At 74.4% G+C, this 15,266-nt stretch carries 12 protein-coding genes; 6 read left to right on the forward strand and 6 right to left on the reverse strand.

The genetic code is table 11. The features are described 5' to 3' along the window. The first annotated feature begins 248 nt into the window (after positions 1–248). Together OG294_RS37565 and OG294_RS37570 are read left to right on the forward strand one after the other, a co-directional pair. The gene (locus tag OG294_RS37565; RefSeq protein WP_327071056.1) at positions 249–719 is read left to right on the forward strand and encodes a universal stress protein; all 471 of its coding nucleotides are present in this window, start codon (positions 249–251) and stop codon (positions 717–719) included. Beyond that, positions 709–1,173 (forward strand): universal stress protein, encoded by a 465-nt coding sequence (locus tag OG294_RS37570; protein ID WP_327071057.1) that lies wholly within the window; start codon positions 709–711, stop codon positions 1,171–1,173. The genes OG294_RS37565 and OG294_RS37570 overlap by 11 nt, the downstream gene beginning before the upstream one ends. A 265-nt stretch (positions 1,174–1,438) precedes the next feature. On the opposite strand, the gene OG294_RS37575 is transcribed toward OG294_RS37570, so the two are convergent. After that, positions 1,439–1,903: an SPW repeat protein gene (locus OG294_RS37575; RefSeq protein ID WP_327071058.1), complete on the reverse strand. Its 465-nt coding sequence runs from the start codon at positions 1,901–1,903 to the stop codon at positions 1,439–1,441. Positions 1,904–2,139: 236 nt separating this feature from the next. Here OG294_RS37575 and OG294_RS37580 point away from each other — a divergent pair, with 236 nt between their 5' ends. Further along, entirely contained in the window at positions 2,140–2,583 is a 444-nt protein-coding gene (locus tag OG294_RS37580; protein WP_442789289.1) for a PPOX class F420-dependent oxidoreductase, read from the forward strand. Here the strand turns inward: OG294_RS37580 and OG294_RS37585 are convergent. From OG294_RS37585 to OG294_RS37595, 3 genes are all read right to left on the reverse strand, one after another. Next, on the reverse strand, positions 2,573–4,234 hold the full coding sequence (locus tag OG294_RS37585) for a SpoIIE family protein phosphatase (RefSeq protein ID WP_327071059.1): 1,662 nt from the start codon (positions 4,232–4,234) through the stop codon (positions 2,573–2,575). The two genes, OG294_RS37580 and OG294_RS37585, sit on opposite strands and share 11 nt — an antisense overlap. A 51-nt stretch (positions 4,235–4,285) precedes the next feature. Next, positions 4,286–5,866, reverse strand: a complete 1,581-nt coding sequence (locus OG294_RS37590; RefSeq protein WP_327071060.1) for an MFS transporter — start codon at positions 5,864–5,866, stop codon at positions 4,286–4,288. Positions 5,867–6,042: 176 nt separating this feature from the next. Next, positions 6,043–7,296 (reverse strand): MFS transporter, encoded by a 1,254-nt coding sequence (locus OG294_RS37595; RefSeq protein ID WP_327071061.1) that lies wholly within the window; start codon positions 7,294–7,296, stop codon positions 6,043–6,045. Positions 7,297–7,686: 390 nt separating this feature from the next. Between OG294_RS37595 and OG294_RS37600 the strand changes: the two genes are divergently transcribed. Next, positions 7,687–9,150, forward strand: coding sequence for an MFS transporter (locus tag OG294_RS37600; RefSeq protein ID WP_327071062.1), 1,464 nt, complete (start codon positions 7,687–7,689; stop codon positions 9,148–9,150). A 56-nt stretch (positions 9,151–9,206) separates the two neighbouring features. On the opposite strand, the gene OG294_RS37605 is transcribed toward OG294_RS37600, so the two are convergent. Beyond that, positions 9,207–9,986, reverse strand: coding sequence for a hypothetical protein (locus tag OG294_RS37605; protein WP_327071063.1), 780 nt, complete (start codon positions 9,984–9,986; stop codon positions 9,207–9,209). 269 nt (positions 9,987–10,255) lie between these two features. Here OG294_RS37605 and OG294_RS37610 point away from each other — a divergent pair, with 269 nt between their 5' ends. Both OG294_RS37610 and OG294_RS37615 read left to right on the forward strand, forming a co-directional pair. Then, positions 10,256–11,338: a trypsin-like serine peptidase gene (locus tag OG294_RS37610; protein ID WP_327071064.1), complete on the forward strand. Its 1,083-nt coding sequence runs from the start codon at positions 10,256–10,258 to the stop codon at positions 11,336–11,338. A gap of 33 nt (positions 11,339–11,371) precedes the next feature. Next, positions 11,372–12,925 (forward strand): MFS transporter, encoded by a 1,554-nt coding sequence (locus OG294_RS37615; protein ID WP_327071065.1) that lies wholly within the window; start codon positions 11,372–11,374, stop codon positions 12,923–12,925. 82 nt (positions 12,926–13,007) lie between these two features. Here the strand turns inward: OG294_RS37615 and OG294_RS37620 are convergent, their stop codons facing one another. Continuing rightward, positions 13,008–15,143 (reverse strand): FUSC family protein, encoded by a 2,136-nt coding sequence (locus tag OG294_RS37620; protein ID WP_327071066.1) that lies wholly within the window; start codon positions 15,141–15,143, stop codon positions 13,008–13,010. Positions 15,144–15,266: the final 123 nt, after the last annotated feature.

The raw sequence follows: 15,266 nt of genomic DNA on the forward strand, positions 1-15,266 counted from the left end.
GCCGCGTCAGGCAGCCTTTGCCCGTCAAGGAGCGGCGTCCGGTGCGTGCTGTCGGCGTGCCGGCCGGAAGTCCTCGTACTGGACGTACTTGGGCTTTCGGCCGGTGCGGCGAGAGGGCGTGCCGGGCGTCGCGACGGGGCGAAGGTTGCCTGATGCGGCACTAGCGTTGACCGTGCCCGTAGGTGGGCGCCAGGGCCTGTCCTGCCCGCGCCCGGCGGACACCGGAGCGAAGAGGGAAGGTGACAGTCATGTCGAGCACGGTGCGACAGGTCGTCGTCGGAGTCGACGGATCGGCCGGCAGCCTGGCGGCCCTGCGCCTCGGGGCGGAGGAGGCCGAGCGGCACGGCGTGCCGCTGCGGCCGGTGCTCGCGCTGGTGCCGCCCGGCGGCGAGGCCGCCGAGGCGCGCTGGCCCTCGCCGCCGGAGTACCGGCGGATCTGGCTGGAGGCGGCCGGCAACACGCTGGCCGAGGCCTGCGCCCGGGCCCTCGGCGAGCGCACCGACGGCCTGGAGGTCGAGCCGGAGGTGGTCCGGGGCAGCCCGGGCCCGGTCCTGGTCGACTGCGCCTGCGACAGCACCGACCTGCTGGTGCTCGGGGACGGCGGCCACGGCGTGCGGTCGCTCCTGCACCCGCACTCGGTCGGCCGTTACTGCCGCAAGCACGCGCACGGCCCGGTCCTGCTCGTCCACCCCGCCGAGGTCGACGCCGATGTCCAGTGAGAGCGAACGCACCATCGACTGCCCCGAGGAGCGCCGGATCGTGGTCGGCGTGGACGGTTCGCCGACCTCGCGCCGCGCCCTGCGCTGGGCGCTCGACCAGGCCCGGTTGACCGGGGCCGTCCTGGAGGCGGTGACCTGCTGGATCTACCCGACGATGTACGGGGTGGTCACGCTGCGACCGGAGTCCCGCTGCGACCGGGAGGCGGGGCGGACACTGGCCCGGGCCGTCGCGGAGGTGGCCGGGGTCCGGCCGCCGGTCGCGGTCCGGCAGAGCGTGCTGCTGGGCCACGCCGCCGAGGAACTGCTGGCCCGGGCGCACGGCGCCGACCTGCTGGTCCTGGGCGGCAGTCGGGGCCGGCAGGCGTTCGCCGGTGCCTCGGCGGGGCCGGTGGACCGGTACTGCCTGAACCACGCCCGCTGCCCCGTGGTGGTGGTCCCCGGACCGGGATGCTGAGGGTCTGCTCGGCGGTGTCGGCTCGGCGATGACTGCGCGGCCGCAGAGGATTCCGAGGATGAGGCCGCGCAGTTCGGCCTTCGTGCTCGGCATGGGCAGTGCCTCGTGGGAGGAGCACCTGCCGCTGATCGAGCAGATCGCCGCGCGGTTCGAACTCGGCTGACAGCGCACGGACTGATCCCCTCCCGCCGCCCAGGGCATGACGGGGCCGGGCCGCCTGCTACAGGCGGCCCGGCCCCGGGGCCTGTCCGGCGACGGTGCCGGATCAACCCCGGCCACCGCCGGAGCGCCGTTCACCCGCGCCGCGCACCATCCGGTTCGCGATCAGGGCGAGCACCCCGGTCAGGGCGCCGACGATCACGTTGCTCCAGATCATGCCGGCCGAGGCGTGGTGGCCCGCCGTGGCGATCCACGGGGAGACGATCAGCCAGAGGCCGGCCAGGGCCGTGGCCCAGGTCAGGCCGCGCATCCGGGCCGGTGCCACGCTCAGTCCGACCCCGAGGGCCGCGACCGCGAGGCCGACGATCAGGTTGCAGGCGGTCAGCTCGGGGCTGGTGGCGTTGAAGTGCACCACCCATGCCGAGATCGCCAGGTAGAGGCCGGTCAGGAAGACCAGTCCGTCGACGGCTACTCCCTGCGGCCCGTCCAGCATGCGCGCGTACCGGGCCCGCATCTCCGACACGTCGGGGTGGGTGGAGAGGTCACTCGTGTGGTGTGAGACGTCGGCCATGCGACTCGCCTCCTTCGGTTCTGTACATCGGAGTTGATGGCCAGCGGACGGTCCTGGACCGTCCCGCGGCGGCGGACCCGGGTTGCAGCATGTCCACCGCCACGACCGACCCTAGGACGCCGCACCCGGGACCCGGATCGGCCGATCGGGCGATCGACCGGGGGAGGGGCACCCCGGGCAGCTCGCCGCCCCTTGGGGTGGCGTGAACGGGTGCGGTGCTGGGGAGATGCCGTGGCATGGTGACGATGTCGCAGGACGTGCGCGCGAGGCTCGGGGCGCCGAACATCTGGTACGTGGCCACGGTCAGTGCCGACGGATCCCCGCAGGTGAGTCCGATGTGGGTGGGCCTGGAGGGGGATCTGCTGCTGTTCAACACGGCGGTGGGCCGGATCAAGGAACGCAACCTGCGCCGGGACCCCAGGGTGTGCCTGTCGCACGCGGACCCGGCGGATCCCTACGACCGGGTGCAGATCCACGGCCGCGCGGTCCGCTTCGTGCAGGGCCCGCAGGCGGACCGGATCCTGGACGAGCTGGCCCAGGCCTATCTGGGCGCCGCGCGCTACGAGTGGACGGTCCCCGGCGAGCAGCGCGTCGCCGTGCTGGTGGAGCCGTTGAAGGTCCGCCGGGTGGTCGGTGTGGAGCCCTTCCCGCCCGGGGCGCCGGGGAGCGTCAGCGGGTGAGGCGCACCGTCAGCAGGGCGGCGTCGTCGCGGTGGTCGACGGCGTCGGCGGCGGTGAGCAGCGCGTCCGCCAGGTGTTCGGGGTCGCGGCCGTCGGTGTTGGCGATGGCCGCGCGCACCAGGTCGAGGCCGTCGTCCAGGCTGAGGCCGGGGCCCTCCAGCAGGCCGTCCGTCAGCAGCGTGAGGGTCTCCACCTCGGCCAGGGACCAGCGTTGGTCGGGGTACGCGGCGTCCGGTGCGACGCCCAGCGGCGGTCCGGGTGGTGGGGCCAGCAGGCAGGTTCCGCCGCCGGTCAGGCCGAGCACCCCGGGGACGTGTCCGGCGGTGGCGGCCGTCAGCTCGCCGCGCGCCAGGTCCAGCACGGCGTAGGTGCAGGTGGTCAGCAGCGGGCTGTCCAGCGAGTGGAGCAGGGCGTTGGTGGCGGCGAGCACCTGGCCGGGGGCGGCGCCGTTCTGCGCGAAGGCGCGCAGCGCGGTGCGCACCTGGCCCATGGTGGCGGCCGACTCCACGTCGTGGCCCTCGACGTCCCCGATGCTCAGGGCGCAGCGGCCGTCGGGCAGCGCGACGACGTCGTACCAGTCGCCGCCGACGGTGACCCCGGCGCGGGCGGGCAGGTACCGGGCCGCCAGGCGCAGCCCGGGGACCTCCGGCAGGCGTCCGGGCAGCAGGACGTGCTGGACGGCGGCGGCCAGCTCGATCCGGGCCTGGAGCAGGGCGGAGCGTTCCAGGGCCTGTCCGGTGAGCCCGGCCAGGGCGAGCAGCAGGGTCCGCTCCTCGACCGGGAAGGCATGGCGGCGCGCGTAGCCGAGGATCAGCGCGCCGGGTGCGCGGTCGCCCCGGGAGAGCGGGAGCATCGCCCAGGAGCGGGCGGCGGTGAGGGAGAGCAACTGGTGCGGATCGCCGCCGCTGAGCGCCCGGAACTCCTGGTGGGAGCGGACGTAGTAGGCCCGGTTCTCCTGGATGACGCGCGCGGCCGGGACCGCCGCGGTCACCGGCAGGCCCTCCATCACCCGCCCGGCCGCCACCCCGGCGCCCGCGCTCGCCAGCGTCCGCAGCCTGCCGTGCTCGGGGACCAGGACCACCGCGCCGATCGCGTCCACACCCTGGAAGAAGCGGTCGGTGATGGCGCGGGCGACCTCGTCGACCGTGGTGGCGGCCAGCAGCGCGCCGGCCAGTTCCTGGACCGCGGTGGCGCGTTCGGCCTCGGTCTCGGCGCGCTCCTCGAGTTCGCCGCGCGACTTCACGATCGCCGTGATGTCCCGGGTGACCCCGACCAGCGCGCGGCGCGGCGGGTCGCCGATCCAGTGGACCTGCGCCTTGCTCTGCATCCAGCGCTCGCGCCCGGAGCTGTCGCGCATGAGGTAGCGGTGGGTGAAGCCGCGGCCCTCCGCGCAGGCCCGGGTGAAGTCGTCGAGGACGGGCTGCCGGTACTCGGGCGCCAGTGCCGCCAGGATCCGCTGTCCGGTAGGGCTCGGGCCGAGCCGCATGCCGAACAGCTCGTCGGATCCGGCGAACCAGCGCTCCTCCCCGGTCTCCAGATCGACGCTCCAGGCGGCCAGCCCGGCGATGTCCAGCGCGAGCCGCAGCTGCCACTGCTGCTCGCCCGCCGGATCGGTCCGGGTGTCGGCGAACGCGCCGTGCGGCTGGTCCATGGTGGTGTCGCCTCCCTCGTATCGGTGTCCGCTGTGCCGATCGTGGCGTCGTCACACCGGCGGTGGTGTCCGCCGATCGGCCGACCCGCCGGTGGGAGGGCGTTCGGCCGAAGCGGGAGCCTGCGGCTGTGGCACGGCGGTGGCCAGCCGCTCGGCTGCCGTGCGTGCGGTCTGCCGGGCCCAGCGGCCGGTCACCAGCGCGCCCAGCCCGCAGACGACGACTCCGCAGCCGGTGACGACCCACCAGGCGGCCCGGGACGCGGCCAGGAAACCGGCCGTGCTCGCGGCCTGCGGCGAGCCGTGCAGCCCGGCGGAGAGCACCGCGCCGATCACCGCCACGCCCAGCGCGACCCCGACCCGGCAGCTGACCATGGTGATCGCCGAGGCCACTCCGGCCTGCGCCCGCGGCATGCCGTCCACCGCCAGGCCGGTCGCCGGGACGTCGACCAGGCCGATCCCGGCCCCGAACAGCCCGAAGGCCACCAGCAGCAGCACCACGGACGACTCGACGTGGCAGGCCGCGAACAGCAGCCCGCTGACCGCGATGGCCGCGCCTGCCAGCACCATCGGCAGCCGCGGTCCGCGCCGGGCCACCAGCCGCCCCGCGATCGGGGCGAGGACCACGGTCATCACCGGCATCGGCAGCATCCACAGGCCGGCGGGCAGCGCGGAGAGCCCGCGCACGTCCTGCAGGTAGAGCGTGGTGATGAAGAGGAAGCCGCCCAGCGCCGCGAAACCGGCCAGCGAGACGATCACCGAACCGCTGAACGGCGCGCTGCGGAAGAACCGCAGTTCGATCAGCGGATCGCGCCGCCGGCGCTCCCAGCAGATCAGCCCGGCCAGCGCGAGGGCTGCCACCGCCAGGCAGCAGGAGATCGGCGCTGAGCCCCAACCACGGTGCGGGGCCTCGATGACGGCGTAGGTCAGCGTGCCGAGCAGGGCGATCACCAGGGCCTGCCCGGGCAGATCGGCCCGGCGGGTGGCCGCCGAGCGGGACTCCGGCAGGAAGCGGCGGGTGAGCAGCAGCAGGGCGAGCACGATCGGCACGTTGATCCAGAACACCGAGCGCCAGCCGCCGCCCGCCACCAGCACCCCGCCCGCCAGCGGGCCCAGCGCCAGGCCCAGGCCGAAGGCGCAGCTCCACGCGCCGATCGCCCGGCTGCGCTCGGCCCGGTCGGTGAAGGTGTGGGTGATGACCGACAGTGAGACCGGGGCCAGCATCGCGCCGCCCAGCGCCTGCACCACGCGGAACCCGATCAGGCTCCCGGTGTCCGGCGCCAGGCCGCACAGCGCCGACCCCAGCCCGAAGAGCAGCAGCCCGGCCCGGAAGGTGCGGCGCCGCCCGACCCGGTCGCCGGTGGAGCTGGCGAGCAGCATCAGCGAGGCGACGACCAGGTTGTAGCTGTCGACCACCCACTGCAGACCGCACACCGAGGCGTGCAGGTGCCGCTCCAGGGCGGGCAGCGCGATGTTCAGCGCCGTGCTGTCCAGGCCGACCATCAGCACGGCCAGGGAGCTGATCAGGAGGATCAGCCGGCCGCGGGTGGTGGCGCGTGTGGCGCCGGGCTGCTCCCGGCGCGGCTCGGGCGTGGGGCGGCAGGGGCCACCGTAGAGCTTCGGGGAGGTCGTCATCCGTGCTGCGCTCCTTCGTTTCGGCTGTCCCCGTACCGCCCCTCCGTCGACCGTAGGCAGCCGCCGGGGCCTTCCCGGTCCCACCGGCGGTGGCCGGAGCGGGGGGAGCGGCGGTCCACCGATCGGGGGAGGGCCGGTGCGCGCCGGAGCGGGCGTCGGCCGGGATCGGGGCGCGGTCAGCCTCCGGTGACGCGCTGCTCGGGCTGGGGCGCGCGGGCCGGCTGCAGCGGCTCGTCCTCCGCCCGCTGGTGGCGGCGCAGGGTGCGCTGGCCGGCCAGCACCGTCAGCAGCGCGCAGAGGGCGCAGCCGACCGGGACCACGAAGGCGTGGGCGGCCCCCAGGTGGACCACGGCCCAGCCGCCGACCACCGAGCCGGCGGCCAGGCCGATGCTCAGGCCGGAGAGCAGCAGGGTGAGCCCCTCGTTGCGCCGGGCGGCCGGCACCAGCCGCTGCACCAGCAGGTTCGCCGTGATCATGGTGGGCGAGATGCACGCTCCGGTCAGCAGCAGCACGGCCGCCAGGGTGAGCAGGCTGTGCACGAAGACCAGCGGCACCGTGCTCAGGGTGAGCACCGCGAAGCCCGTCAGCAGCCGCACCGGCAGCGCGGACCGGGGGTGCAGGGCGCCCACCACCAGTCCGGCCAGGCAGCTGGTGATGCCGTAGCAGGCCAGCGCGTAGGAGGCAGCGGCCGGGTGCCCGCGTTCGGTGGCGAAGGCCACCGTGATCACCTCGGTCGCGCTGAAGATGCTCCCGAAGGCGATGAAGGACAGCACCAGCACCTGCAGGCCGTGGTTGCGGGCCACCGAACCCGTCCGCCCCGCCGCCGTGGGCCGGGCCACCGGCTCGGGCTCGGTGCGGCGCTGGGCGGTGACGGCCCAGACGCCGACCAGGGCGAAGAGCATCGCGCAGAGCAGGCCCGCTTCGGGGAAGACGAGCGTGGCGAGGGTCAGGGCGCAGATCGGGCCGGCGATGAAGGTGAGTTCGTCGGAGACCGACTCGACGGAGAAGGCGGTGTGCAGTCTCGGGTCGCTGCGGTACAGCGCGGTCCAGCGGGACCGGATCATCCCGGCGACATCCGGCATCGTGCCGGCCACGGCCACGCAGGGGAAGGCCGTCCAGGCCGGTGCGCCCGACCAGTTGCACCCGGCCAGGACGGCGAGGGCGGTCAGGGCGAGGGCGAGGGCGGGCCGGGCGGCCCGGCGCTGTCCGTGCCGGTCGGCCTGTCGGGAGACCAGCGGCGCCAGCACGGCGCAGGCGAGGGAGTAGGTGGCGCACTCGGCGCTGGCCAAGGCGTAGTCGCCGGTGCGCTGGGTGACCATGGCGAGGATCGCGATGCCGGTCATCGCGCGCGGTGCCCGGGCGATCAGGCCGGCGGCGACCAGCGGCTTGGCGCCGGGACGGGTGAACAGGTCGCGGTAGGGGCGGAACACGGCAGCACTCCGGACGCGGGCTGGGGGGCGGTGGGGCTGGGTGGATCACGCGCACACCGGGCCGGCGGAACCCCAGCGGGGTGCCGGACGCGAAGGCGGCCGAATCGGGCGCAAGGCCGGACGGCGCACGTCGGGTGCCCGCAACGGGCAGCGCACCGGCGGCACTTCGGTCAAGCCTGGCAGCGCGGCGCCGCGCGCGGATCGCCGGAACGGCCCGGTGGGCGGCTGATCCTCGCATCCACCGATCGGGGGAGGGCCCGCCAGGACGCTCGGCCCTGGTCCCGGGCAGCCGTCCAGCGGGTGTCCAGGCGGCGCCGGGCTGCACTACACTTGCGTCATCAGTTGATGTCATCATCTGCTGACATCATTTGATGACAGAGGAGGAGCGTCATGGAAACCCGTCTCACCCACGCCACGCCGCGCGAGCGGGCGCTGGTGCCCGTGCTGGTGTTCCTGGGCATGGTGGTCGCCGTGATCAGCAGCCTGGGCGCACCGCTGGTCCCGCGCATCGCCCAGGCGGACCACGTCTCACTGGCCGATGCCCAGTGGTCGCTGACCATCGTCATGCTGGTCGGAGCGGTCGCCACACCCACCGTCGGACGGCTGGGCGACGGGCCCCGGCGCCGTGCGGCGATGCTGGGATCGGCCGCGGTCGTGCTGGTCGGCAGCCTGCTGGCGGCCCTCCCGCTCGGCTTCGTCTTCCTCCTGGTGGGGCGTGCGCTGCAGGGCGCCGGACTGGCCCTGGTCCCGCTGGCCATCGCCACCGCACGGGACAGCCTGCCCGCGGAGCGCTCACGCCCCGCCGTGGCGATGCTCTCGATCACCACGGTCGCCGGGGTCGGTCTCGGCTACCCGCTGACCGGCCTGATCACCCAACTCTTCGGCATCCACGGCGGGTTCTGGTTCGGCGCCCTCATCAGCGCCGTCGCGCTGGTCGCCGCCGCGATCGTCCTGCCGCCTTCCGGGCACCTGCCCCCGCGGCGGCTGGACGGCCTGGGCGCGCTGCTCCTGGGCGCGGCCCTGGGCGCGCTGCTGCTGGCCCTCAGCGAGGGGCAGTCCTGGGGCTGGGGATCGGCCCGCCTGCTCGGGCTGCTGGCGGTCGCGGTGGCTCTGCTGGCCCTGTGGAGCACGCACGAGCTGCGCTGCGCCCACCCGCTGGTCGACCTGCGCACACTGCGCAACCGCACGGTCCTGACCGCCAACGTGACCGGCCTGATCGCAGGAGTCGGCATGTACCTGCTGATGTCACTGGTCACCCGCTTCGCGCAGACACCGACCGGCGCCGGCTACGGCTTCGGCGCCTCGGTGACCATCACGGGCCTGATCCTGCTGCCCTTCTCGATCACCAGCGTCGCGGCCAGCAAGCTGGCACCGGTCCTGGCCCGGCACACCTCCACGCGGTTCGTGCTGCCCGTCGGCTGTGTGGTCTCCCTCGCGTCGCTGGCGGCCTTCGGCTTCGCGCGCACCGGCCTGTGGGAGCTGTTCCTCGCGATGGGCATCGCCGGACTCGGCGTCGGCTGCACCTTCGCCGTGATGCCCGGACTGATCGTCAACTCGGTTCCCGCGCACGAGACCGGCAGTGCCATCAGCTTCAACCAGGTGCTGCGCTACGTCGGTTACGCGATCGGCAGCGCGCTGAGCGCCGTGGTGCTCCAGGCCCACACCGCCGCCGGGCACGCGCTGCCCTCCGACGCCGGCTACACCCTCGCCGCCCTGCTGGGCTGTGCGGTGTTCGTGGTGGCCATCGTGGTGACCGTCGTGCTGCCCCGCCGCGGCGGCACCGGCGAGGCCACTGCGGCAGGGCCCGCGTCGTCCACCACCCGACCCACCGGTGCCGAGCTGAAGCACCGGTGAGCCGCGCCGCGCCCGGTGCAGCGGTTGACGCTGCACCGGGCGCGAGCCGCGCAGTACTACTGCTTGGTGGAGTTCTCGGCGGGCGGTGTCGCGACCGGAGCGTCGCCCGGCTGCGGGGTGGTGTCGTGCGGGCCGGGCGCTCCGGTGTGGCCGGAGGGCTCGTCCTGGTGCAGGTTGGGGCCGTGGGTCAGCCCGCCGTTCGAGGCGGTGCAGGAGGCCTTCTCGGCGGCGGTCATCGGGCGGCTCTTGACGACGACGGCGTTGCTGACGCCGTCGGTGCCGTTCGGGGCAGGGCTGGTGATCGTGTCCTTCCAGAACCAGTAGTAGTGGCCCCAGTGCGGGTCGTCGTAGTGGGTCTGCCACTTGCCCGAGACCTGCTGCATGACCTGCGCGCGCGAGATCCAGCCCACCTCGCCCGGCTGGACGGTCGTGCCCAGCGAGCCGCTGTCGGTGTGGGACGTGGTCCAGGTGTGCCCGTACTTGGCCGTCACGCTCGCCTCGACGATGCCCGCGATCTTGCCGCCGACGGTGACGGACACGTCCAGGGAGTCGGAGGAGCCGACGCTGTCGGACCAGCCCAGCCCCTGCGTGGCGGGCGAGGTGCTGCAGTTGTAGAGGGTGTCGGAGACCTGGCGGTAGTTGCCGAGGTAGGCGCTGTCGACGACCGGGTCGTTGAAGGTGCACTTTCCGGTGCCGCTGGCGCAGTCGGCCATCAGCTTGTCGATGGTGGGCCCGCTGTCGGCGGCGGCGGGCAGCGTGGCGAGGGACATGGCCGCGGTGGCGGCCACGCCCAGGGCGACCATCCGCGCGCCGAACCTGATCGGCTTGTTCGTCATCGGATACCTCCGTGGATACCCCAGGCTTCAGCAGGGGTGGGGGTTGCGCCGGGTGCCGCTCCTCGTTCTGAGCGGCGGATGCGCGGTGCTGTTCACTCTGGAACCGGCGGCGGGCCGGCCATATCCACCGATCGGTGGACCGGCCGGTGGAACGCGGGCCGCCGATCGGTGGAGACGTCCGGCGGAGCGGACCCCGCTGCCGACCAGGGAGGCTGGTTGACTCCCATCGGGCTATCAGGGTCGGCGCGCGGGGCGCCGACTTTATGGTCATGCGATCTCACACACGGGCCTGTCGAGCCGTCGGCCTGCAGCTGGCGCTGCTGGCCGCTGCCGTCCTGTCGTTGTCAGCGGGCGCCCGGGCAGCCGTTCCCGCCCCGTCCACCGTCGCCTCCGCTGTCCCGGGTGAGGTGCGGGTGGCCGCCCTGCACCAGGACCCGCGGCAGGTGGCGGACTTCTGGACCCCCGAGCGGATGCGCAGCGCACGGCACCTCAGCGCCGAGCCCCGTTCGCCGCGGCTCCGGTCGGCGGGTGCGGCCGAGCGGGCAGTGCGGCGGGGCGAGCCGACGGTGGTGCAGCCCGCCGTCCCGGCCGCTGCGCCGGTGACCGGCCCGGCCGCCACGTCGAGCGGGCGGCGGGACTTCCCGGACGGCGGCAGCCCGTGGCACGGGCACGGGCTGGTGAACCAGACCGTGGGCACCGTCTTCCTCACCTCACCCGCCGTCATCGGTGCGGTGGCGTGCGACGGCGTCGCGGTGCAGAGCCACAACAGGAGCGTCGTGCTCACCAAGGGCTCCTGCACCGACCTGATCGACTCCCCGATCACCAGCTGGGTCTTCGCACCCGGCTACCACGACGGCTGCGCGCCCTTCGGCCTGTGGATGGCGACCCAGCTCTTCGCGCTGCCCGAGTGGCACCGGGACGCGGACGAGAACTACGACGTCGGCGCGGCCACCGTGATCAGCATCCCGCCGGGCCGCCTGCTGGTGGACACGGTCGGCGGCCAGGGCGTGGCGTTCAACCAGGTGATCCACCCGCACCCGAACGTCTACCTCTTCGGCTACTGGTCGCAGAAGCCCGAGGAGCTCTACTACTGCAGCGGCCGCTCGGTCGACGACCCGAACACGCCGCCCGCCCCGCCCCTGCCGCAGGCGCTGTACTGCCCGGGAGCGGTCGGCAAGGTCTGGGGCAGCCCGTGGTTCCTCGGTTTCGACGAGGAGACCGGGGTCGGGATCGTCAACTCGATCGGCATCGGCAACTTCGACAAGCTCGACTACCAGCTCGCCCCCTACTTCGGCGACCGTATCCAGGACCTCTACAACCAGGCCCAGGACGCCCCGGTCGCCGGGGAGTGACAGCGTCCTTCGACGCACGGACGGGATGAACGCGTGGACACCTCCTCCGCCCCGCAGTCCGTGGCGCGGCACACGGCTCCCGATCCGCACCGGTGGATCGTCCTGACGATCCTGTCGGGGAGCCTGCTGCTGATCGCGATGGACACCACGATCCTCAACGTCGCGTTCCCCTCGCTGGTGGCCGACCTCCAGCCGGGGTCGGTCGAGCAGCTGTGGATCATCGACGTCTACGCGCTGGTCCTCTCCGGCCTGCTGGTGACCGCCGGGGCGCTCGGCGACCGCTGGGGGCGCAAGCGCCTGCTGCTGCTCGGCTTCGCCGTCTTCGCGCTCGCCTCGCTGCTGGCGGTCTTCGCCACCGCCGCCTGGCACGTCATCGCCGCCCGCGCCCTGCTGGGGGTGGGCGGCGCGGCGATCATGCCCTCCACCCTGTCGATCCTGCGGGAGGTGTTCACCGACGCGCGCGAGCGCGCCTTCGCCTACGCGGTGTGGTCCGCAGTTTTCGGCGGCGGCATGGCGCTCGGTCCGGTGATCGGCGGCCTGCTCGTCCAGGACTACGGCTGGCACGCCGCGTTCCTGCTCAACATTCCCACCGCCCTGCTCGTGATCGCTTTCGGCGCGTGGCTCCTGCCCGAGTCCCGTGCCCCGCACGCCGGAGCCTGGGACTGGTGGGGCGTCGCCCAGTCGATCGTCGGGATGCTCGCCCTGGCCGGCGGCATCAAACAGCTCGGCAAGAGCGGACCGGCCGACTGGGTGCCCTGGCTCCTGTTGGCAGTCGCCGCCGTCACGCTGACCGTCTTCGTGCGCCGCCAGCTGAGGCTGGCCCACCCGCTGCTGGAGGTCCGGCTCTTCGTCGACCGCTCGTTCAGCATCGCCACCACCGCGATCTTCCTGGGCATGGTCGCCATCGGCGCCGTCCTCTTCCTGGTCACCCAGTGGTTCCAGTACACGCAGGGCTACGACCCGCTGGAGGCCGGGGTGCGGCTGCTGCCCGCCCCGCTCGCGCTGATCGCCGCCTCGGTGGCCGCTCCGACCCTGATGCACCGCTTCCCGATCCGTCAGGTGCTCGGCGGCGGCCTGGGCGTGATGACCGTGGGCCTGATCCTGCCGTGGATCTTCCGCCGCTTCACCGAGGTCGACTACCCGCTGATGGCCGTCGCCCTGGCGGTCCTCGGGCTCGGCGTGGGCGTGGCCACCACCGTCGCCTCCGTCACCCTGATGGCCGCGACCCCGGTCGCCCAGGTCGGCAGCGCCGCCGCCATCGAGGAGACCTGCTACGAACTGGGCGCCGCCATGGGGGTCGCCGTCCTCGGCAGCCTCGCCACCGCCCTCTACCGCCACAACCTGCCGCTGCTGCACCTGGACGCCGCCACCGAGCAGGCGGTGCACGACTCGGTGGGCGAAGCCGTCCACGCCGCGGACGCGCTGACCGGCACCGCACGCGAGGACCTGCTGGCCGTGATCGCCACGGCCTACACCCACGCCCTGGTCACCACCTGCCTGACCGCCGCCGCCCTGACCCTGATCGCCGCGGTCCTGGCCCGCACCCTGATCCCACCCGACCTGCGCCCCACCGAGAACAGCCACTGACCGGGCCGCCGGGACGAGGACTCCGGGGGAGCAGGACCAGTCCGGCTGAGGCGGAGATCCCGCGCGGTCCTCGGCGGGTGGTTCAGCGCCCCAGCCTGGCCGAGCGGGCGACCGCGGTGAGCCAGGCCTCGGTGTCGGCGATCAGCAGCAGGTCCAGGGGCGGTGTGCCGGCGGCCTGCTGGACGGCGCAGCGCAGGACGGGGGAGGTCTGGGCCGGGTAGGCGTGCGTCGCCACCGGCTCGCTCTGCTCCGCCTCCCCGCGCAGGACCGCGGCGGCGCGCAGGCACGCGGCCGCCGTCCGGTCGGCCAGGGCGGTCAGGTGCGTGACGGCCTCGGGCGGCAGCGGGCCGCAGCGGCCGTTCGCGCCGAGGAGCACCAGCTCGCCGCCCGTGAGGGACTGGTAGCCGGGCATCATCGCGCTCTCCCAGTGCGGCTCGGGGGCAGCGGAGCGGGGGCGTTCGGTGCGGTACTGGACGTAGACGGCCTGGGCCAGCGCCATGGCCTGGTGGCCCGCCCGCAGCGGGTCCCCGTCCGCGCCGCCGCCGGCGCAGAGCCGGGCGGTCACCGCCCGCGCCGTGCGGGCTCCCTGGACCGTGAAGTCCGAGATGGTGTACCGGAGTTGACCCCGAGCGCCGCGCGGCCAGGCGAGCAGGCCGGCCAGCGCCCCGATGCCGCCGCCGCCCAGCACCGCGAGGAACCGGATCGCCGGCAGGTGGACGTCGGGCGGCAGGATCTGGGTGAAGAGCAGCACGAGGAGCAGCGTCATCGCGCCCTGGATCCAGGCCGGGCCGAGCACCGTGCCCACGGTGAAGCCCACCAGCAGGACGACGGGTGTCGCCGCCGCGTAGAAGGCGGTGTTCTGGCCCACGGCGAGCAGCAGCAGGGTGGCCAGCACGGCCCCGGCGGCCGTCCCGATCAGCGCGGGCACCAGCGCGGCCCGGGTGTCGGCGGCCGAGGTGCGCATCAGGCTGAGCGTTGCCAGCAGCACCCAGAAGCCGTGCGGCACGTCCAGCAGGCCGACGATCAGCCGCGCGCCGCCCAGGGCCAGCGCGGTGCGCAGCGCGTTCTGCAGCAGGACCGAGTGCGGGGTCAGGTGCAGGCGCAGCCGCCGCCACCACAAGGTGTACCAGGGGAGTACGGCGTAGCCGAACGGGCCGTCGGGGCGGTGCCGGCGGACGCCGGGAGCCGTACCGAGCGCGATCCGGGCCGCCTCGTCGGCCACCAGCGCGCTCTCGGCCGCCACCCGGGTGACCGCGTCCTGGCGCAGGCGCACGGGTGTGGCCCCGGTGAGCGAGCCCACCCGTTCGGCGTGGAAGGCCTTGAGGGCGGTGTGCAGGTCCTCGTCCGCCGGCTCCGGGACGCCCGCGCGCAGCCCCTGCGCCGCCCGCCGCAGACCGGCCGCGGTACGGCCCAGCAGGTGCGCGGCCGCGGGGTTCAGCTCCAGGGCGTCCTCGGCCAGGTCGTCCAGCTGGTAGCGGATGTGCCGGGCGGCGGCCCGGGTCTGCAGCAGGCCGTGGTCCCGTACCGAGACCGAGGTGGGGCGCTCGCCCTGGGGCACCGCGGACATCCCGGTCGCCGTGAAGGTCCGGTCCACCGCCTGCGCCCGCACCTGGTGTCCGGCCGGGGACGCGTCGCCGGACAGCAGCTCCACGGTCGCCTCGCAGTAGTCGGCCAGCGCGGCGACCGCCTCGGCGAGCAGCACCCGGTACGGGGCCGACCGCGGGCCGGCCCACAGCAGCCGGTCGGTGAGGACGGTCAGCAGGATGCCGATGGTCAGGCCCGCCAGGCGCTGCCCGAGCGTGTGCGGCTCGTAGGGCGGGAAGCAGGGCAGCACGTAGTAGAGCTGCAGCGCGGGGGCCAGACCCGCCGGGCGGGGGCCGCCGACCCCCAGGAAGCAGACCACGAAGCTCACCACGAACAGGCCAAGGGCCGCTGCCCAGGTGCTGACGGCGAGCAGGGTCCCGGCGGTGACCAGGACCAGCCCGGCCGGCAGGGCCGCGAGCTGGGGGCCGGTGCGGTCCCTGGCGGAGCCCGGCAGGTGGGAGAAGAGGGCCAGCGGCAGCGCACCGAACATCGCGTACAGGCCCATGACCGGCCGGTCGAAGCCGTAGGTCAGGACGTAGAAGCCGGTGCACCCGGCCACCGTCACCCAGACCGCGCTGCGCAGTGCCGAGGGGCCCTCCGGCTGGCGCAGCAGCCACCCGAGCGGCCCGGTCACGGGCGTCCGGTCCCCTCCGGGAGGCCGCGGCCCGGCCGCTTCGATCTCGGCGAGGGGCGCTTCGGCCGGCTGCTGTGGACGGCTGCGGGTCGGGTCACACAGTGATCGTCAGCGGGCCCGGCG

It is taken from the genome of Kitasatospora sp. NBC_01302, from assembly GCF_035976515.1.
Taxonomy (GTDB): Bacteria; Actinomycetota; Actinomycetes; order Streptomycetales; family Streptomycetaceae; genus Kitasatospora.

Coding starts and splice junctions, on each gene's coding strand:
- OG294_RS37565 (WP_327071056.1), top strand. CDS start 249: ATGTCGAGCACGGTGCGACAGGTCGTCGTCGGAGTCGACGGATCGGCC.
- OG294_RS37570 (WP_327071057.1), top strand. CDS start 709: ATGTCCAGTGAGAGCGAACGCACCATCGACTGCCCCGAGGAGCGCCGG.
- OG294_RS37575 (WP_327071058.1), bottom strand. CDS start 1,903: ATGGCCGACGTCTCACACCACACGAGTGACCTCTCCACCCACCCCGAC.
- OG294_RS37580 (WP_442789289.1), top strand. CDS start 2,140: ATGGTGACGATGTCGCAGGACGTGCGCGCGAGGCTCGGGGCGCCGAAC.
- OG294_RS37585 (WP_327071059.1), bottom strand. CDS start 4,234: ATGGACCAGCCGCACGGCGCGTTCGCCGACACCCGGACCGATCCGGCG.
- OG294_RS37590 (WP_327071060.1), bottom strand. CDS start 5,866: ATGACGACCTCCCCGAAGCTCTACGGTGGCCCCTGCCGCCCCACGCCC.
- OG294_RS37600 (WP_327071062.1), top strand. CDS start 7,687: ATGGAAACCCGTCTCACCCACGCCACGCCGCGCGAGCGGGCGCTGGTG.
- OG294_RS37605 (WP_327071063.1), bottom strand. CDS start 9,986: ATGACGAACAAGCCGATCAGGTTCGGCGCGCGGATGGTCGCCCTGGGC.
- OG294_RS37610 (WP_327071064.1), top strand. CDS start 10,256: ATGCGATCTCACACACGGGCCTGTCGAGCCGTCGGCCTGCAGCTGGCG.